This is a genomic window from Bacillus swezeyi, from assembly GCF_001969815.1.
In the GTDB taxonomy this organism is placed as follows: domain Bacteria; phylum Bacillota; class Bacilli; order Bacillales; family Bacillaceae; genus Bacillus; species Bacillus swezeyi.
Map to the genome: position 1 here is coordinate 1 of NZ_MRBK01000016.1, position 21438 is coordinate 21438.

At 43.5% G+C, this 21438-nt stretch carries 21 protein-coding genes; 3 read left to right on the plus strand and 18 right to left on the minus strand.

Features of this window, described 5'->3' with window-relative positions:
- From BTA30_RS14490 to degQ, 4 genes are all read right to left on the minus strand, one after another.
- Window positions 1–734: PDZ domain-containing protein (locus BTA30_RS14490; RefSeq protein WP_142243713.1), on the minus strand; the 734-nt coding region annotated here is incomplete at its 3' end.
- Window positions 735–749: 15 nt separating this feature from the next.
- On the minus strand, window positions 750–923 hold the full coding sequence (comX, locus tag BTA30_RS14495; RefSeq protein WP_076762026.1) for a competence pheromone ComX: 174 nt from the start codon (window positions 921–923) through the stop codon (window positions 750–752).
- 12 nt (window positions 924–935) lie between these two features.
- The gene (locus BTA30_RS14500; protein ID WP_076762027.1) at window positions 936–1805 is read right to left on the minus strand and encodes a polyprenyl synthetase family protein; all 870 of its coding nucleotides are present in this window, start codon (window positions 1803–1805) and stop codon (window positions 936–938) included.
- Window positions 1806–1991: 186 nt separating this feature from the next.
- Entirely contained in the window at window positions 1992–2132 is a 141-nt protein-coding gene (gene degQ, locus BTA30_RS14505; RefSeq protein WP_076762028.1) for a degradation enzyme regulation protein DegQ, read from the minus strand.
- Window positions 2133–2617: 485 nt separating this feature from the next.
- On the opposite strand from degQ, the gene BTA30_RS14510 reads away from it, so the two are divergent.
- Window positions 2618–2965 (plus strand): YuzC family spore coat inner layer protein, encoded by a 348-nt coding sequence (locus BTA30_RS14510; RefSeq protein WP_239693669.1) that lies wholly within the window; start codon window positions 2618–2620, stop codon window positions 2963–2965.
- Window positions 2966–3013: 48 nt separating this feature from the next.
- On the opposite strand, the gene BTA30_RS14515 is transcribed toward BTA30_RS14510, so the two are convergent.
- The 8 genes from BTA30_RS14515 to BTA30_RS24140 all read right to left on the minus strand — a co-directional run bounded on the left by BTA30_RS14515 (window position 3014) and on the right by BTA30_RS24140 (window position 9196).
- Window positions 3014–4231, minus strand: coding sequence for an EAL and HDOD domain-containing protein (locus BTA30_RS14515; protein WP_076762030.1), 1218 nt, complete (start codon window positions 4229–4231; stop codon window positions 3014–3016).
- Window positions 4232–4410: 179 nt separating this feature from the next.
- On the minus strand, window positions 4411–5880 hold the full coding sequence (locus BTA30_RS14520; RefSeq protein WP_076762031.1) for a nicotinate phosphoribosyltransferase: 1470 nt from the start codon (window positions 5878–5880) through the stop codon (window positions 4411–4413).
- Window positions 5881–5897: 17 nt separating this feature from the next.
- Window positions 5898–6449: a cysteine hydrolase family protein gene (locus BTA30_RS14525; RefSeq protein ID WP_076762032.1), complete on the minus strand. Its 552-nt coding sequence runs from the start codon at window positions 6447–6449 to the stop codon at window positions 5898–5900.
- Window positions 6450–6634: 185 nt separating this feature from the next.
- Window positions 6635–7036, minus strand: a complete 402-nt coding sequence (locus BTA30_RS14535) for a YueI family protein (protein ID WP_076762034.1) — start codon at window positions 7034–7036, stop codon at window positions 6635–6637.
- A 93-nt stretch (window positions 7037–7129) separates the two neighbouring features.
- Window positions 7130–7378 carry a YueH family protein gene (locus BTA30_RS14540; protein ID WP_076762035.1) on the minus strand — a complete coding sequence of 83 codons (249 nt, stop codon included), beginning with the start codon at window positions 7376–7378 and terminating at the stop codon, window positions 7130–7132.
- A gap of 75 nt (window positions 7379–7453) precedes the next feature.
- Window positions 7454–7675, minus strand: coding sequence for a spore germination protein (locus BTA30_RS14545; protein WP_076762036.1), 222 nt, complete (start codon window positions 7673–7675; stop codon window positions 7454–7456).
- A 70-nt stretch (window positions 7676–7745) separates the two neighbouring features.
- Complete coding sequence (locus BTA30_RS14550; RefSeq protein WP_076762037.1) at window positions 7746–8849, minus strand: AI-2E family transporter; 1104 nt, start codon at window positions 8847–8849, stop codon at window positions 7746–7748.
- Window positions 8850–9064: 215 nt separating this feature from the next.
- Window positions 9065–9196 carry a hypothetical protein gene (locus BTA30_RS24140; RefSeq protein WP_275667305.1) on the minus strand — a complete coding sequence of 44 codons (132 nt, stop codon included), beginning with the start codon at window positions 9194–9196 and terminating at the stop codon, window positions 9065–9067.
- An 18-nt stretch (window positions 9197–9214) separates the two neighbouring features.
- On the opposite strand from BTA30_RS24140, the gene BTA30_RS23180 reads away from it, so the two are divergent.
- Window positions 9215–9358, plus strand: a complete 144-nt coding sequence (locus BTA30_RS23180; protein ID WP_158027634.1) for a hypothetical protein — start codon at window positions 9215–9217, stop codon at window positions 9356–9358.
- Between the two features lie 199 nt (window positions 9359–9557).
- On the plus strand, window positions 9558–11021 hold the full coding sequence (locus tag BTA30_RS14555) for an esterase/lipase family protein (protein ID WP_076762038.1): 1464 nt from the start codon (window positions 9558–9560) through the stop codon (window positions 11019–11021).
- Here the strand turns inward: BTA30_RS14555 and BTA30_RS14560 are convergent.
- The 6 genes from BTA30_RS14560 to essC form a co-directional block, all read right to left on the minus strand.
- Window positions 11018–11548, minus strand: coding sequence for an HD domain-containing protein (locus tag BTA30_RS14560; RefSeq protein ID WP_076762039.1), 531 nt, complete (start codon window positions 11546–11548; stop codon window positions 11018–11020). The genes BTA30_RS14555 and BTA30_RS14560 overlap by 4 nt on opposite strands.
- 517 nt (window positions 11549–12065) lie before the next feature.
- Window positions 12066–12797 carry a (S)-benzoin forming benzil reductase gene (locus BTA30_RS14570; RefSeq protein WP_076762041.1) on the minus strand — a complete coding sequence of 244 codons (732 nt, stop codon included), beginning with the start codon at window positions 12795–12797 and terminating at the stop codon, window positions 12066–12068.
- A 20-nt stretch (window positions 12798–12817) separates the two neighbouring features.
- Window positions 12818–13273 carry a hypothetical protein gene (locus tag BTA30_RS14575; protein WP_076762042.1) on the minus strand — a complete coding sequence of 152 codons (456 nt, stop codon included), beginning with the start codon at window positions 13271–13273 and terminating at the stop codon, window positions 12818–12820.
- 12 nt (window positions 13274–13285) lie between these two features.
- On the minus strand, window positions 13286–13777 hold the full coding sequence (essA, locus tag BTA30_RS14580; RefSeq protein ID WP_239693668.1) for a type VII secretion protein EssA: 492 nt from the start codon (window positions 13775–13777) through the stop codon (window positions 13286–13288).
- Window positions 13761–16952, minus strand: coding sequence for a type VII secretion protein EsaA (gene esaA, locus BTA30_RS14585; protein ID WP_076762043.1), 3192 nt, complete (start codon window positions 16950–16952; stop codon window positions 13761–13763). The genes essA and esaA overlap by 17 nt, the downstream gene beginning before the upstream one ends.
- Window positions 16949–21433 carry a type VII secretion protein EssC gene (gene essC, locus BTA30_RS14590; protein WP_076762044.1) on the minus strand — a complete coding sequence of 1495 codons (4485 nt, stop codon included), beginning with the start codon at window positions 21431–21433 and terminating at the stop codon, window positions 16949–16951. Before essC ends, esaA begins: the two co-directional genes overlap by 4 nt.
- Between the last annotated feature and the right edge of the window lie 5 nt (window positions 21434–21438).

Here is a 21438-nt window from a genome sequence, read left to right on the forward strand (position 1 = left end):
AGATTGATCATTGCTAATGAATCTCTTATAAGTTCCAAATGCTCCTTGAACAATTCTATTACTATATTGATTATTGGTAAGAGATATAATATAAACACTTTACTACTAAAAAATCTCTTTCCAGTTTCTTCGAAATATTGATATATAAAATGCAAATAGCATATTGGAACTGAAATAAATGTTAGCAAATTGATATATCTGCTTAACAAATCACCTCTTAATACTCCGCCAGCACTCATGTATGCGATTGAAATATCCAATAAAAAAACAGTCAATAAAAATGATGATGACAGGCTTTTTGATTTGTTTGCTTTTTTTGCTTTTAAAATCATATAAATACATAACAAGCATAGCAAATAAAAAATCATTGGGATTAAGTAAACAAATAAGATATCATAGCTTATAAAGTAATCTTTTGTCATGATATCTATATATTTACTGTCTCTTAAAATCGTTAAAGAATATACATGAAAAAGAGCTTCATTCTCATCAGGTCTATTCTTATCGGTTATTTTCTCGTCATTTATTCGATAGATAATGTCACCTTTTTTTAACCCCGAATAGTCGGCAGGTGAGTCTTTTGTTACTTCTGTAACTTCTAATTGTTGATTAGAATTATATTTTAATTCAGTACCAACAAACAAATTATTAAAAAACAGATAAGTGACATAAAAACTATAAATAAGGCTGAATAATATAAGTAGACCAGTTACTAATTTTAATGAAAATTTCATAAAAACCTTCCTAATTTAACGTTCATATATCCAATAAGTCGGCCCTTTCCCAAACGCTTCTAATTTTTTGAAACCATCAATCAAACTTAGAACTTGATCTTGATCGATCCCTATAAGACTCGCTTTCCCAGCAATAACCTGTTCTAATACTTCTGGATGCTGAACCAAAAAACTAACGATTTCCTGCATCATATTCTCCTTTTAAAACTCATTTAAAATTGAAGCAACTAAACGTCTCTTCTCCATTTCCCCCAATTCCAGCTCCGCAACTCCCTTTTTAAATTTCTGAATAGCAAGCTGGTTCATGACATACATATACTGGGTGACGCCTGCTTCTTTTAATTTCTCTTTATAACATTTTATTTCTATATCGGCAATTTTATCCTCATTTTCAAATATATTTAACAAATCAATTGATGCTTGATTAAATTTTCTTGTCAAATACAAGTATGCGAGTGTTCGCTTCTTTTTGGCAATATCGCTTTTTGAATCATAAAAAAGGGCTTTATAATCATTTTCGATTTGTGACGCAATTCCCAGCTGGCAGGCGTAGCTTTCGACCGCCGGATTGAATTCACCCGTGGCGAGCATCGTTCCCAAAACGCATGGGAGCGCCGTCAGCGAGCCTGATTTGCGTTTGATCATGTCAAGGCACTCTTCTTCAGTTGCAGGCCGATTGCTCAGATCATCATGCTGTCCCTGCATCGATTGAAGCGTATATTCCATCAGCTTATGTAAAAACAAAGGCTCATTTGAAACAGAACTGATCACTTTGATGCTCAGGGTATATAGAGCCGTAGCCGCATTCAGAGCGACTGAGCGGTTCATTTTCATCCAAGGCTCGTCAAGGCTGTCTTCGTCCTCTAAATCATCGAAGATGTCAAAAGAAAGGATCAGCAGCTCAATCCCGGCTCCAAGGATTTCCGCCGCCTTTGTGTCTGTGCCGCCGAAACTATAGTAATGGTAAAAAGCAAGCTCGCTGAAATGCAAATGGTCCTTTGCATCTAGAAAAGAGCGCAGCGTTTGATTTAAGTCACCGCTTTGAACTTCAACGTCTATAAAATGATTCATTTTTTGCTTGATTTTATGACGATCTAGACAAAAAAGCTTAGAGATGGTGCTCCCTCCTTTCTTAATATTTTACTAAATCAAATTCATGAATGACAGAGCAAATTTTTTATTTAACAATCATATAATAATTTATCCTTTTTTTGGATTTAAGACAACAAAAAAAAGACTTGTCTCAAACAAGTCTTTTTAAGAGGTTTTTAAATATGTGTATTTATCGTATTGATCGATACTTTTGTTAATCTTGCGTAAGGAGTCCTTTGTTTCTCTAATTTCATTTTCAAGCCGCCAAAGCAATTGTTTTAATTCTTCAATTTGTTGCTTTTTCACCGATTCCACACTCCTTTTGGAAGATCAATCAATTTGTGTATAGTGAACGAGTCATAGGTATTTGATCTGTTAATACAAGTTTAAAGCGAATTGGTCTCTTTTTCACCGAAAAGTTGCACCTATATTCATGCGTTACACCGCAAATATTCAATAGACCATAAAACCTATTTTACATGATTGTGAAGTAGTACTCAAATCCTAATGAAACATAAAATTTTTGATTGTTTTATTGATTTTCAAATTTTAAGTTCCTTCAAAACCCTTTGTGTAAAATGATTGGAGGTGGAATCAGTTCGTTTTATGATCATAGAACTAAAGTAACAGCTTACAGCGAATAGAAAAACTTAAGATTTTCCGGAACGCAATCACGGGTTCAGCACCGAAAAATAACGCAAGACACCGACAAACCGATTGCAGCTAAAAAAAACCATTCCTTCGCCTCACACCGCAAAAACCGCAATTTGACCCGTAAAATCAAAAAAGAGGTGTTCAATTTGTTTTCTCCATGCTGCTTTTGGATTCATCCGTACCATTGTTTGCAATACCGGCAAGTTTATCCTGAGATCGAAACGAACGCGTTTCTCCGTTCGGCTAAAGAAGCCAACAGCCTCTTGGCCGACGGCCAGCTGATCTTAAACCGGCTCTCTTCCTCCCGGGATTTGGCGCGCAAAATCATGATGGCCGCTCAAAGCTCCCAAAAGGATACCGTGATGACATTATTAAGACAAACCGGTGTCCGCAGCCAGCTCGATGCATCCTTTAATCCTGACGGCATCCGCATTATCCTCATCAATCCACACAGCAGGATATTTCTGATGCTGCGCTGGTCTTGAGACATAGAAAATTCCGGCATCTCCTCGGAGAAAAGCCGGAATTTTTGTTTATAAAAGCTTATGACACCATTCTATGGCTTCAAGGTAGCATTGATATGCTTCCTCTTTTGTCAAGCCTTCCGATTCAGCTGTGTCTTCCCATTCATTTCGTTCGATCGATTTCGCAAGCCTTAAAATGTATAGATAGTCGTTCTCTTTGCCGAGCAAGGCCTGGCCCACTTCTTCTGTCAGCGGCAGTTCACTGATGACCTCTTTCAGTTCTTTGTGCAGCAGCGTATCAATAAATGAAAACATTCCTGTCAGCATATAGGAAGACGGCTGGGAGCGGTTTGTTTTTTTCGCCAGCAATTCACAAAGCTTCGCGCGGATCAGCGATATTTTCACCACTTCGTTTTTGCTTGAGTTTTGCTTCTTTGTTAAATCTTTAAAAGAAAGAATGAAGACCCACCTTCTGATTTCTTTAAACCCGAGCAGCACGATCGCCTGGCGGATGCTTTTGATTTTTTGTAGCGGCCGGTTGGCGGGAGAGTTCAGCAGCCTCAGCAGCTGGTAAGAAAGCGACAAATCCCGTTCAATAATATTCGTGACATTTTGAATATCGGGCTGATCCTCGCTCAGCTCGTGAAGCAGCTCATAATAGGCATGAAAATGATATGTAATATCGCGGCCGTGGATCACGATCGGTTCGCTGAAGAAATAGCCTTGAAACAGATGAAATCCGTCTGCGGCCGCCTGTTCATACTCTTTCCTCGTCTCCACTTTTTCAGCCAGAAACTTCAAACGGTGAGCCCGGCATGAACGCAAAATACTCTGCCTTTCCTTCTGCGTCGTTTGGAAAAAATCGATCTTCAAAATATCGATGGATTCCAAAAGCTGATGAAGCAAGTCTTGATTGGCCCGGTGTTTTAAACAAAAATCATCAAGAGCAATCGTATAGCCGAGCCTTTTCAATTCCCTGCACCTTTGTATCAATTCAGCGGTGATCGGCACATCTTCAAGAATTTCGACAACGAGCCGGTCAGAATCAAAATAAGTAGGCAAACCTGATGCCAAAAGGCCCTCTGTAAAATTGACGTAATATTTTTTGCCCTCTGTTAATTTATCGATTCCTATATTTAAAAAGCTGTTAATCATTAATTCTGTTGTCGCCTGGTCTCCGTCGATTCCAGAGAAGAAGTTCTTTTCACTTTCTCTGTATAAAAGCTCATATGCGACAACTTGTTCATTTTTATTAAATATTGGCTGTCTGGCAACAAATACCCTCATTCCTCTTCCCCCTAGCGACTGAGGTGCCTTTGTTCTTAAGTATAGCAAATAAATGAGCGAATCCCGCCGGTCATGTGAAATTTCACTCATTTATTAAACTTTATATTGAAAAACAGATAATCCCCGAAGAAATTATCTGTTTCAATCCCCAGTTATGTTAAAAACTATCGTTTACAGAGTCAGCCTTGATCCAGACCTTTTTTCGCCTTCATTTTTGCTTCATGAATCTGCTGCATTTTGTTATTCCAGCATGCTTCGCTTAAATCGACCGGGTATTCTTCAGGCTTGCTGATCCGTTTATACTCTTCCCAAAGCAGACTAAGGTTTTCTTGGACATACAGCTTAATATCCTGAATGCACGGATTTTCATAAACGAGCTCGCCTTTTTCAAAGATCGATTTGTGAAGATCTTTGGCATCGAAATTCGTCACAAATTTGCTGATAAATGTATGAACGGGATGAAACATTTTCAGCCGCTCCTGCTCGTTCACCTTTTCGTAGTCTAAGGCGATATAATCTCCTTCTGAATGGTGATTCAGCTGATTGATGATTCTGTACACCTTTTTCAGGCCAGGGGTTGTCACTTTTTCCGGATTTGAAGAAATTTTAATCGTATCGGTCATCTTTCCGTTTTCTTCAATGGAAACGAGTTTGTAAACCGCTCCGAGCGCCGGCTGGTCATAAGCGGTAATCAGCTTAGTCCCGACGCCCCAGACATCAATTTTCGCACCTTGGGCTTTCAGGTTCATAATCGTATACTCATCAAGATCACTCGATGCGACCACTTTTGTATCCTTAAAACCCGCGTCATCCAGCATGGCTCTGGCTTTCTTGGACAAATAAGCAAGGTCGCCGCTGTCAAGGCGGATTCCTGAAAATTCAATTTGATCTGCGAATTCCTTGGCTACTTTAATCGCATTGGGAATGCCTGAACGGACCGTATCATATGTATCGACTAAAAAGACACATTTTTTATGGGTTTCCGCATATTTTTTAAATGCCGTGTATTCATCACGGTATGCCTGTACCAGCGCATGGGCGTGCGTGCCTGACACTGGGATGTCAAAGCGCTTGCCTGCACGGACATTGCTCGTCGCGTCAAAACCGCCGATGATCGCCGCTCTGGCTCCCCACATGGCGGCATCCATTTCATGCGCCCGCCTTGTTCCGAATTCAAGCGCTGTTTCATCTCCAACCACACTTTTGATTCTTGCGGCTTTCGTAGCGATTAATGTTTGGTAATTCACAATGTTGAGCAGAGCCGTCTCTATCAGCTGCGCTTCAGCCAATGGAGCTTCGATTCGCATGATCGGTTCATTTCCGAACACGATTTCGCCTTCCTGCATGGAATATAGCGAACCTGTAAATGTCATATCTTTTAAAAAGGCGAGGAAATCATCTTTAAATCCAAGCTCTTCTTTTAAATAAGTTAAATCGCTTTCAGTAAACCTGAAATCACGCAAATATTCAATCGCTTTTTCCAAACCGGCAAAAACGGCAAATCCGCTGTCAAAAGGGAGCTTTCTGAAAAACAGCTCAAATACGGCTTTATTTTGGTCAATGCCATCGCGCCAATAGGTTTCCGCCATGTTAATCTGATATAGGTCTGTGTGTAGTGATAAACTGTCGTCTGTAAACCGGTGTTCCAACCTTCATTTCTCCTTCCTCAATCTGACACTGAGGCTCCCAGGGTGTTTGCAAAATGAGACAGAGCCCAGTCGTGTCCGTCCGGGTTAAAACTAGCCACTGCATTTTGATGAATGACAAGATCAAACCCTTTATTATAAGCATCTACTGCCGTATGAAGCACACATATATCCGTACAAACGCCAATCAAGTGCAGCTCTTTAATACCCCTTTCACGAAGCTTCAACTCAAGGTTTGTCCCGGCAAAAGCGGAGTACCTCGTTTTTTCCATGTAATAGACATGGCTGTTATGTTCGTGTTCTTGATAAAGCGTTTCGAGCTTTCCGTATAAAGCTTTTCCTGATGTACCTTTCACATTATGGGGGGGAAACAATCGCGTCTCCGGATGATACGAATCGTCGATATCATGCGCATCGACTGCAAATACAACATAGTCTTTATTTTTAATAAACGTTTCCGCAAGCTGCACGACGGCATCTTCAATTTTCCTGCCGGGTTCGCCGCACGTCAGCCTGCCGTCGGATGCAACAAAATCGTTCGTGTAGTCTATACAAATAAGAGCTTTTTGCATTGCCGCCCTCCCTGCCTTTTGTATGATAGATAACATTATAACTCATCTAAACAGACAAGTGAATGGCCGAATCAACCGAAAATGCTTGGCAAGCCGCGCCGCGAGCGGCTTTGTTCTTTTTCAGAAAAAAACAAAAGCTGCATCCGGCCTTCTTCATGAAGACAGCCGGATGCAGGGCTTCAGTGTCATCCTTTTTTCAATGCTGATCGTTTAAAAATATCATCCTGAATATAAATCGATTCCTTCTCAAGCGCATCATTCGCTACAAGAACCAGTCCAAGCGGTGTATCAGTCTGCTGATCTGATACGATGGAAAAAGACACTCCGCGCTTGTTTGCCTCCTTGATGTAGGCCGAATAACGGGAGTATTCGATCTCGCCGTTTAACAGCAGCTTGGCATTTGGATGCGATTCGACCGCCTTGATGACTTCACTGTAGACTAGAGGTCGCAGCACTTGTCCCTTTGTCAGGGCGATAATCACCCTTTCTCTTAACGAGCCCAAAAACAGACGGCGCTCATCCGGTTTTGTTTCGCGTGGTCCGTACATCCCCTGCTGTAAATATTGATCCATTGATTGGTCGCTCACATTCAGACCCTCCAGTTTTATCTTTGTTGCTGCAGCCCTGCAGCTGCGTTTTTTTATACAGTATGCCCATGAAGTGAACAAGCATAAGCCAGACTACATTTCGGTCACCCATTGCACGATCTTTTGGGAAAGCTCAGCTGCGGCCTGTTTTTCCGCCATATTTGCCAATGATGCATCCAGCTTTTTGATGAGCGCTGATTTTTCTTCTTCATAGGAGATCAGCATGCTCCATTCCAGTTGCGGCACAGCCACAAGGGTATGAAACTGCCTTTTATTTTCATGAAGGTAAACATCAGTGATCATTTGATCTCCATTCATAATGTTGGCTTTCCTTATTTTCATATGTGATCACCTGCCTTATCCATCTTTTTTCCCATTATACTATAAAAAACAAACAGCCTCTTTAGAAAGAGGCTGTCAGAGGTTAAAGAGTTGATTCCCGTCAAACACATCCGCATCTGTGAAGTTTGTTTTGTTTTTGCCGTTTTGAACAAGTCCGAAGTCGCCTGTTAGAAAAGCGCCTGCCCCTCCTCCTGTAGCATCCGTGCACTTTGGGGAAATGGCAAATACATCTCCAAAAAAGGCAGCACTGTCATCAACGACTTCCCTAATAAAAACCGGACCAACGATTGCTGGCATCTCCACACCTCCGCCTACCATTTTATTTGCATGATATGTGGGAGCGGAGAAAACGTTCAGAAAAACAAATTCACACTTCCTTGGCCGCTTCTTTTTTATACCGCTGCCGTAAACGGACGAGCCGGATAATATTCAGCGTAAAAGCTTTCAACAAAGCATAGGCCGGAACGGCAAGAATCATGCCGAGAATGCCTCCGAAGCTGCCGGCGCCGATCAATAAAAGAATAATCGTCAGCGGATGCGTGTTCAGACGCTTGCCGATAATAAGCGGTGACAGCAGATTTCCATCGGTCTGCTGAACGGCGACAACGATGATCAGCGCAATAAAGGCTTTTGTCGGCGAGTCGAGAAAAGCGATGATGACGGCCGGAGTCGCGCCGAGGAACGGACCGACATAAGGAATAATGTTCGTCACGGCGATAATCAGCCCGAGAATCAGCGCATATTTCACACCGGCGATCCAAAAGCCGATAAAACACGCCGTCCCGACAAACAGACAGACGATCAGCTGTCCTTGAATATAAGCTGCAAGCGTTTCATACAGGTCTTTAAAAATCTTCAGCCCTTCGTTTTTGTAACTGGCAGGGAGAATTTTCACAGCCAAATTCGGAAAACGGTGTCCGTCTTTCAGCATGTAGAAGAGGATGAATGGAACCGTAACGGCAGTCAGCGCGATATTGGTGACGACGCCAAACACTGATGACAAGCTTCCCGTAATATTCTCAGGGAGGCTTGTCAGGAACTCGCCGATCGAGTTTTCGATTTTTGATACCGACACAAAATCCTGATTCATCATCCAAGTGAACCACTGCGAATTGGACAATTGCTTAATAAAAATCTGAATCTGCTTCACATAATCAGGGATACTGCTGAATAAGTCGCTGACCTGTTTTGTAAATACCGGTCCGACAGAAGATAAAACAAACCCGATCAACGCCAAAAACGCTAAGTAAATCAGCAGAATGGACAGTGTTCGCGGCAGCTTTTTTTCGAGAAACCGGACGATTGGATTAAAAATAAAAAACAAAATTCCCGCGATCAAAATCGGGGTAAATAAAGTCGAGGCGAATATGATAATCGGCTCAAAAAGAAAAGACACTTTTGTCGAAACAAAAATAATGAGAAGGACCAATAAAATCTGCAGCGTCCAAAAATGGGTTTTTGATTTAAACAAGCTTTGTTTCCTCCCAGTATGTTCATTACTCTAAAAAGTACTATTCGCACTCTCGTCTGTCAACTGTTTTCATTACATCTACGGACAAATCGGAAAAGAGTTTCACTTATCACATGCTGAAAAAATGATTGACCAGGCCCGAAATTGTCAATCGAAGCGTTTGGCGGAGACAGCACTTACAGGAATATATCAAGCAGCGTTCAGACCGTTGCCGATTAGTTTGGACCGCAGATCTGCTTTCCATGAGCCAACACCCGTCCTTTTTGACGATGATTCACCGGAATCAAAGCTGATTGGCGGAGCGATTTAAAAACATAAAGAGCTGAAGTCCGATTCATGACGTCCATGGAGAAGCACCTCCGATATTGATCATGGATGGGGACCAAGACGATGTCGTGCCATATATATACCGCGCCCTGCAAAATAAGGGACATGATGCCGTTATGTATCAAACAGCCGACACCGGCCATATCGGTTTTACACAAGCTCATACGCTTGAGGTTGCATAAACGTTCTTTCAAACACACCTTAAAGAACAGCACGCATAAAATGCTTCGACCTTTGGAAGGCCGGATTACCGATCTTCCATCAAAATATTCCTCCTGTTTATGAAGATTTTCTAAATTTTTTTCAGACGTCTGGTATAAAATTCACCTCAAGGAAATATTATGAAAACGCTTGCAACAAAAAAACATGGGGTGAATACTTATGAAAAAAATGGCGCTGACTGTGCTTGTTCTGTTGTTATTGTTTCCTATGGGATCAAACGCGGGGGGTTTTAAAGGCGGGGGCGGCAATCCGGGGTATTGGTTTACGGGTGATCCTGTCGAACATCCTGATCAGGCAAAACCGCCGCTTGTTTTCGTCCATGGCTTAAACGGCTCTTCAAATGCATGGTTTGATAAAAATGATATGTCAGAACAGGCCTGGAAAAGCGGTTATGAAACAGCTTTTATCGACCTCCATCCCGATAAAAACATGCATGACAACGGAGCACTGCTGGCAGCCAAACTGCGCGAGATTTATGAACATTTCGGCCGCAAGGCCATTCTCATATCCTACAGCAAAGGCGGGATTGACAGTCAATCTGCACTTATCCATCATCAGGCATACCGTTATGTCGAACACGTCATTACACTAGGAACCCCCCACCACGGTTCACAGCTGGCCGACCTCGCATACAGCAGCTGGGCCGGATGGCTTGCGGGTATTTTAGGACAGAAAAATGATGCTGTTTATTCTTTGCAGACGGGATACATGAAATCATTCCGCGAACTGACCGACAGCCATCCGAACAGGCAGAAAACCCGCTATTTTACCCTTGCCGGCAATAAAATCGGAGGATTTGGGAGCGTTTTGTTTTTCGGAGGCGTCTATTTAAACATGTTTGGCAAAAATGACGGAGCCGTCACTGAAAAAAATGCCAGACTTCCATACGCTACAAATCTCGATCCCGGCAGATGGGATCATTTCACCATCATCAAAGGAAACGTAACTTTTCCCGTATTTCAGTCTATATTGGAAATTGATCAAAATGCAGAAGCGACATTACTGAAAAAAGAAAATAGGTCTTATCCTTTTATAAGAGGCGGGGTCAATGAGGGGCAGAAAGAAGAAGAGTTTGCAGTCGAAAAAGGGGTAAAAGAAATCACCATTCACTGGCTGAGCAATCATTCCTCGGGAAATATCAAGCTGACAGATCCTCACGGCAAAGTGGTCAAGGATTTTTCTCTGTCAACGACAGGAGACGTTTTTGAAGGGGGCTACGTTCATTCCGCTGTCGTAAAGAATCCGGCTTCCGGCAAGTGGAATATCTCATCTTCCGTCAAACAAAAAGAAGCATTTTTATTCGTGGTCACGTTTGACTCCCCTCACGAGCAGCAAATCGAAAAAGCAGTTAACGCCCAGACGTCAGGCCTTTCAAAGGTAAAAGCGGCCGTTCGGTCAATCCGTTATCAAGACGGGAAGCAGGTTGAGAAAAAAGAAATAAAACGGGCATCCATCCATTCGCTGCAAAACAGCCTTTCATTCCAAAAAGCAGGCATGTATTCGGTGACGATCGACCTCACCGGAAAAACAGCAGATAACGCGCCATTTAACAGAACGATCATTCGTTCCATTTATGTAAATGACAAAGGGAAAAAGTTTGAGTATAACCCTTTGTCAGATTAAACCGTTCGTTTCATGGGTAACGAAGCATGATCAACCATATGATCAAGCTGTTTGATTTTTTCAAGTGCGAGTTTGTGGTCAATTTTGCGGTAATGGTGATTTCCGCCAGGCTCTTCATCAAGTTCATCGGCTTTCTTGACAATCCGCTGCAGCTTGTTTTTATCCAAATCGCCTTCCGGCAGATATGAATCGGTATGAAGCAGAATGGCCAAAGCGATTTCTTTTGCGGCTTTAGGGTCCTCGCCAAGACGAATCAGAAGCTTGTGGGCGCGCTCCGCCCCTTTTATGGCATGAATATCATTTTGCTTGTATTTTTCATAATCCCATTCCCCATCCGTGTACCATTCATAGTGGCCGATATCATGAAGCAACGCCGCTTTCGTTGCAATATCGGGATTGATTCCCGCTTTTACCGCCAAGCTGTATCCGTGGTAAGCACACGCTACGGCATGGGCTACGCCTGAACGTGTTAAATACTTTTGTGCGATTGGATGGGTGAATACATCCATTAATGTTACGTTTCTCATGTAAACCCCTCCTTTATATATTTTTAGCATCCTAACACATTTTCGCGTAAATCTCAATTGATCTGACACATCATTTTTCATCATTTCGCTTTTCACCCAGACCGGCGGTAAAACAGCCTGTCATCGAAATCCAGATATTTGATACGATGTGGATCTGAGGTGATGGTCGATGATCACATTTGAAATCAAAAAGGAGGGAAACACTACATTGTGATGATCAATCAAAGGGAAGTATTTTTTTCCAGGCGGGGGAATTGAAAATACATGAAAAGTGTCTCAAACGGGAAGCTCTTGAAGAAATGAGGATTGAAACGGAGATGGGTGTGTTGTCGGATGTGCTCAAAAATAATGAACATCAGTATAATCTGAGTTAAGGCTATTTTTATATATGTGATGAAAGATGGGCCAGCAGCAGACGATAGCAGCCTTATTTCACATACATCAAAGATGGGCGGTGAACAAGCTTTTAAAAGGAAAAAACAAGCACGATTAAACCTTGTGCTTGTTTTTTTATGTCTCACAAAAATTCTTTGATATCGTACACTCTGCCGTTTTCAAACTGGGTCTCAAGCAGATCAAGCAGCACACCTGCAACGAAAGGCGCGCTTCTCAGCTTTCCTTCTGTTTGATAGTTTTTGAATCGTTCAATTTCGTGAAAATCTTTTTTCGAGGATGAGCGAATAACAGCCTGCATGCCGGTATCCATGACCCCAGGGGAAAACGAAATCATCCGCACAGGATATTCCTCATCTTCCTGCTCATAGCCGAAAGTTTTCGTGAACATATCAAGCCCCGCTTTTGAGCTGCAGTAGGCGCTCCATCCTTTATAAGGATTTTTAGCCGCACCCGACGAAATGTTAACGATCGTTTTTTTGTCCTTATATGGCGCCAGCCATTTTGTAAACAGCTGGCTGAGGATAACCGGCGCCAGCAAATTCAAGTCATAGTGTTTTCTCAGCTCTTCCCGCTCAGCTTCACCCGCGCGTTTGATCGGTGTTACCATTCCCGCGTTGTTGAACAAGGTGATGGAGGCAAAGTCGGCGATTTTGATGGAATCGGCAAATTGCTGAAACCACTTTTCTGTTTCGGCCGGCTGTGAGAGATCAGCCGCATGCTGAGTCAGCCGGTCATGAGATATATCAGACTTGCTTCTCGATAAAGCGTGCACAATATGGCCTTTCTCTAAAAGCCCTTTGACGATCGCTGCACCAAGGCCTTTTGACGCCCCCGTGACAATGGATAGATGCATATTGATTCCCTCCTTATCCATTATTGTACTGATTCATCGGCCCGCTTCTCAAGGGCTTCCGTGTTTTCCCCGGGAAGAAAGGCTGCGAGCAGATATAAAGCAGCTGTCAGGAAACTGAACAAGTCCCACACGATGAGCTGAAGCACAGCCCCAACAATAAGCAGACCTTTTAACCGCCAGCCGCCATGTTTTTTTGAAATGCAAATCAAAGCAATGACAATGATGACAAGTGCCAGAAACGACGCCATTATACCGAAACCGGTATAAAAAAAAGCTTCTATTGCCTGATCGAAATCCTCAGCCATCGACGGGAAAAACAGCAAAATAAAACCCAATGTACCGAGAATCACAAAGAAATAGAGGATGGCTTCCAACAGAAACACCCCATTTGACATCACCAGAAAGAGCAGCCACATGATCGACAATGCAAGAGCTATCCACGCCGACAGCAATTTGTAGAATCTTGGATTTTTCAATTTTAAGAACGCCTATTTTTTCTGCTGGCCGCTGACTCTCGGAATCAAAAAGAACAGGCCCGCGATGCCGAGAAGAATCAGCACGCCATACAAGATCGGCAGGAAGATCGACTGCTTGCCGGGATTGTCGTCTTCTTCCTGTCCATGTTGTGAAGGTTCAACTGCAAATGACAGGTTGAGCTCTTTCAGCTTTGTCGCCACCGTATTTCTTTCATCCGACTTAAGCGCCAATATTTCTTTCAGTTCCTCTTTCGGATCCGTTTTTTTCTTTTCTTTAAATGAAAAGTTTTTTAATTCCTCAGGGATTGAAATGTCTTCTTTGTTTTCGGCGCCATCCTGAAAGTAGTCCGCGTTGACTTTTACATCCTGTTTTTGATATTCGTTTGGCTTCACATCCACCTCATCCGTCTCCTCCGCTTTCACAAGCGGAGTGAAAAGAAAGAAGGAGAGCATGACTGCCATGATCCCCTTCTTTCCCCATTTCGCATTACGCATCATGGTCATTCTCGCTTTCTTCTGTTCTTGATTTTGCAAAATCCACAATAAAAGGAACAGCAGCTGCGATGATCGTGATTAATATTAATGCTCCGATTCCGAGTGCAAACTGGCTTCCAGTTCCATACTGAATCGACACATACACGGCAGATACCGGATTTTCAAAACTGAAATTCGGCATGGCCAAGTCGAGCAGCGGCGCCACATAGAACAAAATCATGGCAGCTGTTACAGCGCCTCCGGCGATCGATCCAAGCATAAATGCCGTTCTGATGATCGCTGAACTTGCGACAAGCAGCATAATCGTAAAGGCTGACCACATCACTGCCTGGTCATCTGCAAGAGAGTAGATGTTCAAGCCGAACAGACTGATCATGAGACCGACAATGATATTCAGTATTCCAAACAGTGCGCCTCTGACAAGCAGCGGAGCATTTTGATAATAATGGCTGAAATATCCGATTAATAAGCTTGAAATCATGACAATCACGAGAATGACGACCGGTGGTACGTTTTGTGCTTTGGACTCAGGTACATCCCCGCTGATTTTCACCGGATTGGCCAGATAATCGTACACATATCTGTCGTTTCCTCCAAAAGCATTTCCAAGAATACCGTACACATCTCCGCGGACGAGCTTTGTAGAATTGACGTTTTTGCCCCAGTTTGAATTCAATGTATCAGCTTTTTTCTGAACGTCATTTACACTTTCCTGAATGTTGTTCGTATACTCGATGACGCCGGACTGATGGTCTGACAATGAACCGAGCATATCGGAAAGGTTCAGAATGTCACTTCCAAGCGTATCCTGCATGCTGATGACCATGCTTCCATCTGTGGCATCTCCCTCTAACACCGGCGTTCCGGCGCCTACAGGATTGCTGAGCTGATCAGTGACCGCATTCGCCCTTTCGGAAATTGTGCCCAGCTCATCAAGAATTTCAGTTTGCTTTTCATCTATGAATGCGCCATAGCTGTCAACAAAATCAGCCATGCCAGACGTGTATGCTTCGATATCTTCACTTGTCGCCAGCATGTTGTTTTTTAAGTTTTCCCATTTCGTGTTTTCGTCTTCGCTGATTCTGAGGACTGTATCAACCTGGTCTTTTTGACTGGCGATGGCGCTCTCTTTGACTGAATATCCTGGATTTAATGAGCCGAAAAGCGTTGCTTCATAAACTGATAGGTAGTTATGGTAATTAAGCAGATCATTTACATTTCTCGTGTTAACAGTAGATTCAAAAGCCTTGCTCAATTTATCTTTTCGTTCACCTTGCGGAAGAAAGTTCAATATGTTTTTCTCCATATTTTTAATGCGAGTATGGATTGTATCGAAATCTTCCGTTTGTTGATTTTTAAGATCTGTAATATCATCGTTCAGACCATCTATGTTTTTATTTAAATCGTCTATGTTGTTATTCAAGTTTTTTATTTCATCATCAAGGTTCTCAAGCTGTTTTTTAAGCTCTTCGTTGTGCGTTTCCTGTTTTGTGCGAAGATCTTCTTCGACCTTTTCAACCCGGGCGGCAGCATTGTTTAACTGTTCTTTTAATTTAGCCACATCATCCGGCTGCTCGGTCGGTGTTTCGCCACCAGGTTCTTGTGTTTGTCCATCGTCACCTGTTCCCGGATCATTTGTTTGATCATCCGAAGTTTGGCTGTCCTCCTCCTGCCCATTTTCCGTTGTTTCGGCAGTTGGCTGATTCTGATCTTCAGTTTGCTCTGAACCTTGGTTTTGGTCTTGATTCGGTTCTTGATTCGGTTCTTGGTTTGGCTCTTGGTTTGGCTCTTGGTTTGGCTCTTGGTCTTGATTTGAGTCTTGATCCTGATTTTGATCTGGTTCGCCAGATGCAGGATCATCATCTCCCGGGTTGGCGTTTCCGTTATCCGGAGATTCTTTAAGACCATCCGATAATTCTTTCAGTTCAGCCGCGACGCTTTTTAATTCATCCTGCTGTTCTTTAAGATCGATCTCTAGATCCTTCGGCTGTTCCTCATCACCATTTTTGTCTTCATCATCACTGTTATCCTCATCTTCATCAGGATCGGTGCTGCCTGGAGAATCTTCCGGTTGGGTTAACCTAGAACGCGCATCAATCATTACAGGCTGAATCTGATCTAAGTTATAAACTCTTGTTTTCGCTTGATACTCATCAATCAGCTGATTTTGAATATTACCAATCGCAAACTTTTGATCAGGGACCTGATTTTCACGGAAGGTTCTCAAATCCTTATTCGAACTCGCAGCCAAGCCGAACTGGGTCTGCAGGGTGCCAAACGCTGTGGTCATGCCGCTCATTCTTTCGCTGAAGCGGCTGGCGGCGCTGTCCTGCTTTTCATCGATCGATTGCAGGCCTGCCTGGATTTGCTTTTCATTGTCGGCTTGTGCCGCCTGAAGCAGTTCGGACTGTTCCTGCTGGTATTTTTTATATTGATCGACGTTTTCAACAAAGCCGTCCAACTGTTTTTTTGTTTCTTCAACGCTCGCGTTTCGGTCTTTTGACGTGCTCTGCGTTTCATTGATCGACTCTTTGAGCGTATCGATCATCTCTTTTTGTCTATTGACCTCACCCGCTAGGTTGTTGGAGCTCGGTTTATAGAAATTGTACATGGCGTTTTGGAACTCTGATTCTTTGTCTACGATGTTGTCAAATTCTGTTCTGACATTTTTGACTTCCTGTTTGACGAAATCCCAATACAGGGAAGACATTTGTTTGCTCATCGTTTTTTGCGCTTGTTGCAGTTCGCGCTGGACTTTTTCTTTGTTGACGGCGTCAAGCCGGTCCTGAATGCTGAATTCCAAGACCGCTTTTTGCGGGCGGTCTTCATTGTAGCTTAAAATATTTTTTGAGAAATCCGAAGGAATGTACACAATCGCATCGTACTTCCTTTCGGCAAGTCCGCTTTCAGCTGCACTGCGGCCTACGACCGTCCATTCATAGTCAGGACGGTCAGCCAAGATTGCCGCGACATCGCGGCCGAAAAAGACTTTTTCATCGCCGGTCTCATCTTCGCCATTTTTCTCAAACCCCATATCCTCATTTACAACGGCGATTTCCCTGGTGGCATTCGATACCTTTTTCGTCGGGTTCTCGCCGATGAAATGAAAAAACAAGACCGGCAGCAAAATGATGATGACCATGGCGCTGATTATTTTCAGCGAGCTTTTTTGTTGTGCCGTCATTTCGTTTTCTTCCTTTCTACAGAACATAAAGGAATTTGAATTTTCCTTTCCTTACCGTTTTCAACGATATAGCCAAAGCCCGGCTGAATTTCCGGCTCCTGCCGTTCATATGGGAGCTGGATCAGGTTCTGCTCGGACTTTTTCATCAGCAGCATGGCATGTCTGACTTGTTTGACCTCGCTTGTTAATGAATCATATCCCTTTGTAAACTCACTGTGATTTCCGGCAGGTATAAAATGGAAACCTAAATGAGCATAAGACTTCATAAACATCGCCATTTTATCTTGGATCGATGGGTCAATCGCCTGCTGGAATCGTGAAATTCCGTCGACGATAAAGACCATTGGCGAAAAGTCAAGGTTGCCGATTTCACCTTGTTTGACGGCCTCTAAATACATGGCTTCCCTCGTCCGGCATATTTCTTCGGTTTCAGACAGCCAAAGGAGAATGTCATCCTTTGTTTCAAGGTAGCTGATCTGATCCTCTGTCGCGTATTGAGACAGGCCGCGATCGATCGAATCAAACAAAGCGATTTTTTTTGTATCATGATCAAGCAGATGCTCGAGCATGATCTTGATGACATTTGTTTTGCCGCGCTGAGTCTGACCCATGATGAGACAGTGCTTGTTTTTCTCAAGGTTGAAGTAAACAGGTTCGACAGACTCTTCATCAAGCCCCATCGGAATAAGGCCTCTTTCAGGCTGCAGCGGATAATCCCTCTTCAATTGCATCACTGAAAGCTCGATCGGCAGCATCGGCACCGGCGCCGGTTTTCTCATACCTTGGAAGCGGTTTGCGATGTCCTGGATTTCGGCTTTGATCTTTTCAAACATCTCGATATCGCTGCTTGCTTCAACAGGCATAAACATTTGTGCAAAGTACTGATTTTCTTTATTGATAATGACGCGCCCCGGAATCGGCTCAAGGCTGAATTCCGGCCTTCCGATAATCGAATAGGCTTCAGACTGATCCATTAAATAATGAACGACCCTTGTTTTCAGATTGTTCAAGAGCGACTGCCTGATCGCGTTGACCCTTGTCGCCGTCAGGATCAAATAAATCCCCAGAGACTGGCCGTCACGTGCAAACTGAATAAATTCAGCCTCAAGCTCATGCATTTCATCTTTGATAATGTCAAAGTTGTCAACCGTGATGAAAATGAACGGAAGCTTTTCTTCGTTTAGCGCGTTGTACATCTTAATATGACTGATTTCCTTCGCACGGAACAAATTTTTCCGGTGCTCGATTTCTTCTTTGATGCGCACCATAAACTTCTCGATTTTTCTCGTCTGATCCATCAAGAAGTAATCTGCTGTATGCGGGAGTCTCGAAAGCGGAAGCAGCGTTCCGTTGCCAAAATCAAAGATGTAGCAATGCAGTTCCTCAGGTGTGTATTTGGACGCAAAGCTCATCAGGAAGGTAGTGGCGGTCAGCGACTTTCCATAGCCGGATGATCCGACAATGCCGATATTTCCGTCATCCATCATGCGGTAGCTGATTGGTTCCTGACTTTGCTTTTCAGGCTCATCAATAAAGGCGAAATGAAATGTATCGGCTTCCTCTGACGGATAAAGCGCTTTGGGGATGCGCTCATCAAGCGGAGGCAGCCAAGGGCTTGGGAGCTTTTCGATTTCCAAATTCGTTTGAATCTGCTCAATTTGCTCCACGACAGCCGCAATTTCCGTCTGAACCTCTTTTTTCGCGGCATGGTCTGCATCAACATCTGATAAAGGAATTAATCCGGTATCTGTTACAATCGCTACTTCATCCTCTGTTCCGTAGGCGTCCTCGGCATAAGGAGCCCCGCTCCAAGCAGACTGGAACAGTTCGTACACCTCGTTGTTGCCGACCTGTAAATAGCCGCGGCCTGTTACTGTGATGGTGGCCGCATCCCCGTTTTTGAGGATTTCTTTACTGTCATTGGCGTCCTGCACCTTCAAGGCCACTTTAAATCTGGAGTTGCTCCAAATCTGGTCATCGATGATGCCGCCGGGCTTTTGCGTCGCCAAGATCAAATGCACCCCGAGGCTCCGGCCGATCCTTGCCGCACTGACAAGCTCGCGGATAAATTCCGGTTCTTCGCTTTTCAGTTCGGCAAACTCATCAGAAATTAAGAACAGATGCGGCATCGCCGTTTTCGCTTTTTTCTGTTTGTAAAGCTTTGTATAGTCGTTGATGTGATTGACATTGTACTGATCAAAAAGGCGCTGCCTTTTCTTCAGCTCGCTTTTGATGGACGCCAATGCGCGCGTACTGAAGTTTTTGCTGCCTTCAATGTTTGTAATCGTTCCGAGCAAATGAGGAATATTCCGGAACGGCTGAGCCATTCCGCCCCCCTTATAGTCAATCAGCAGAAAAGCGACTTCGTGCGGATGGAAGTGAACGGCCAAAGACAAAATATAAGTCTGTAAAAATTCACTTTTTCCCGATCCGGTCGTCCCTGCAAGCAATCCGTGGGGACCGTGCGCTTTTTCATGCAAATTCAAATAAACGATGTCATCTTTTCCTTTGTATCCGATCGGCACTGCCAGCGATTTAGCCGATTCACTTGTCAGCCACTTTTGTGCGATTCCAATGTCCTCGACTTCTTTCGCATGGAACAGTTCAAGGAACGAGACCGTGTCAGGGATTGAGTTCGTCATGCCCATCTGGTGGTCAAGCGTTCTTAATGTACGGGAAAAGAATTCATTATCTTCCCTGTTATGGTGGTCCAATTGAAACGGGATCTGGACGGCTTTCTTTTGCTTGATCAGAATGTCGCCTTCCTGTTCAGTAATATAACGAACAAGGGTATGAATGTTTTCGGACAGGCTTTCTTTCGTCTCTGCCGCAACGATCGTCGACACTCCGAGGTTTTTCTGCTTGCCTTCCAAATATTCAAGAATGACGTGTTCAGCGATCAGCTGCTGATTGGTGATAATAAAGACAAAATGCGGTCTGAACCGGGTTTTGTCTCTGTTTTCATCTAAATCCCGTTCTCTTAAAATCTCATATATGCTTGAAAGAAGCTGGTCTCTCGTCTGTTCATTGTAAATAAACCCTTTCGCATATGTATGCGGCAGCTGAAAGTGCGGCAGCCACTTCATCCATTCCCAGTCTTTGTACTCGGCCTCGTCAAAAATAAAGACAAAGCGTAAATCATGATAACTGTGGAAAAATGCAAGCTGTCCGACAAGCTGATGTATCTCATTTTTGACGACGGATTCTTTCCCGACGACCCCCATCGGCCCTTCGGCAAGATTGACGGTAACGGGCGCGCTTCTCAGCTCCCTGTAGACTTCTTCCATCTTTTGTGTCTGTTCAAGCAGATGGTCTGTATCACGGTTTGCCAGATCTCCGCCGTTCAGGTTGATTTGATAGGAGGAAGCGACCGTTCCCGTACCGAGACGAATCTGCAAGAAATCGGCGCTTTCAATTGATTTTTCCCAAATTCGGCCGCTGATTTCTTTCGTCAAATACTTCATTCTTTCAAATGTCGGAAAGTGGAACTCCAGGACGAATTTCTGCCTTTCTGCAAGTTCATGAAGTTCCTTCTTTTTATTTTCGAGGTACAGCGTATAGACACGCTCTCTTTTTTCCTCCCGTTTTTTACGCTGATTTTTGTCACGGAAGTACTGCACAGTCGATGTAATCAGCGTCATCACAAACATCGCCAAAGAAACGATGATAAAGATCCCCCGCGGCTGAATGATCGCCACGATTCCCATGACAAGCAGCATGACAAGCGGAGGCAGAATCATCAGCCATAAGCCTCTGTTGTCGCCGTCGCTTTCCTGCGCAGGAAAGCTGAAGGATACTTTCTCATCCGGCAAGTCATAGATCATCCTAGGCGGCCTGCGATATTGCGGATATTTATTTTTTGTTTCAGAGGAAGGTTTGAGCATTTTTTCCAAATTGGTGTCAAACGTTCCCTGTCCATTTACTTCTAAAAGGTCGCCTTCAATGATTCGGAAAGTATTCAAACCGAATAAAATTTCATCCCCGTTTTGTACAGCGGCGGGAGCGGATATTTTTTCTCCGTTCATATAAACGAGCGCGCCGCTCGGAATCACATTCCATTTGCCTTCAAGACGGATGAAGGAGAAGGTGCCGCCGTCTACAAAAAATGAATCCATTTCAGGGAAATAAATATCTGCTTCCTGATCAAGGGAAGAAACAGCGATCTCTTTTCTATCCCCTAAATAGTAGATAGGAGAGCTTTCGGATTCCTCCGTTAAAAAGAGCGTCAGTTCTTCTGCGCCGTCTTTTACGGTCGTGTTTTCGCCGAGCGCCAGAGAAGAAGCAGGTTCCCCCTCCCGATATACGCTGTAAAGAACGGACTCCTTTTGTTTTTCTAAAGCCACCGGACCCTTTTCAAACGGAAAATGGCTGATGGTGACGGAATCCTTCAGATCAGGTCCGATTGTCAGGGTGCGGCTGATGTGATCATCCAGTTTTACTTTTTGATAGTTTTCTTGATAAAAAATCCATAAAAGACTCATTTTTC

Excerpts from the sequence above, each read along its gene's own strand:
- BTA30_RS14515 (WP_076762030.1), bottom strand. The coding sequence starts at position 4,231 with ATGAGGGTATTTGTTGCCAGACAGCCAATATTTAATAAAAATGAACAA.
- BTA30_RS14560 (WP_076762039.1), bottom strand. The coding sequence starts at position 11,548 with ATGAGAAACGTAACATTAATGGATGTATTCACCCATCCAATCGCACAA.
- BTA30_RS14500 (WP_076762027.1), bottom strand. The coding sequence starts at position 1,805 with ATGAATCATTTTATAGACGTTGAAGTTCAAAGCGGTGACTTAAATCAA.
- BTA30_RS24140 (WP_275667305.1), bottom strand. The coding sequence starts at position 9,196 with ATGGACGTCATGAATCGGACTTCAGCTCTTTATGTTTTTAAATCGCTC.
- BTA30_RS14545 (WP_076762036.1), bottom strand. The coding sequence starts at position 7,675 with ATGCCAGCAATCGTTGGTCCGGTTTTTATTAGGGAAGTCGTTGATGAC.
- essA (WP_239693668.1), bottom strand. The coding sequence starts at position 13,777 with ATGACCATGATGCGTAATGCGAAATGGGGAAAGAAGGGGATCATGGCA.
- esaA (WP_076762043.1), bottom strand. The coding sequence starts at position 16,952 with ATGACGGCACAACAAAAAAGCTCGCTGAAAATAATCAGCGCCATGGTC.
- essC (WP_076762044.1), bottom strand. The coding sequence starts at position 21,433 with ATGAGTCTTTTATGGATTTTTTATCAAGAAAACTATCAAAAAGTAAAA.
- BTA30_RS14570 (WP_076762041.1), bottom strand. The coding sequence starts at position 12,797 with ATGCATCTATCCATTGTCACGGGGGCGTCAAAAGGCCTTGGTGCAGCG.
- BTA30_RS14525 (WP_076762032.1), bottom strand. The coding sequence starts at position 6,449 with ATGCAAAAAGCTCTTATTTGTATAGACTACACGAACGATTTTGTTGCA.
- BTA30_RS14540 (WP_076762035.1), bottom strand. The coding sequence starts at position 7,378 with ATGAAAATAAGGAAAGCCAACATTATGAATGGAGATCAAATGATCACT.
- comX (WP_076762026.1), bottom strand. The coding sequence starts at position 923 with ATGCAGGAAATCGTTAGTTTTTTGGTTCAGCATCCAGAAGTATTAGAA.
- BTA30_RS14555 (WP_076762038.1), top strand. The coding sequence starts at position 9,558 with ATGAAAAAAATGGCGCTGACTGTGCTTGTTCTGTTGTTATTGTTTCCT.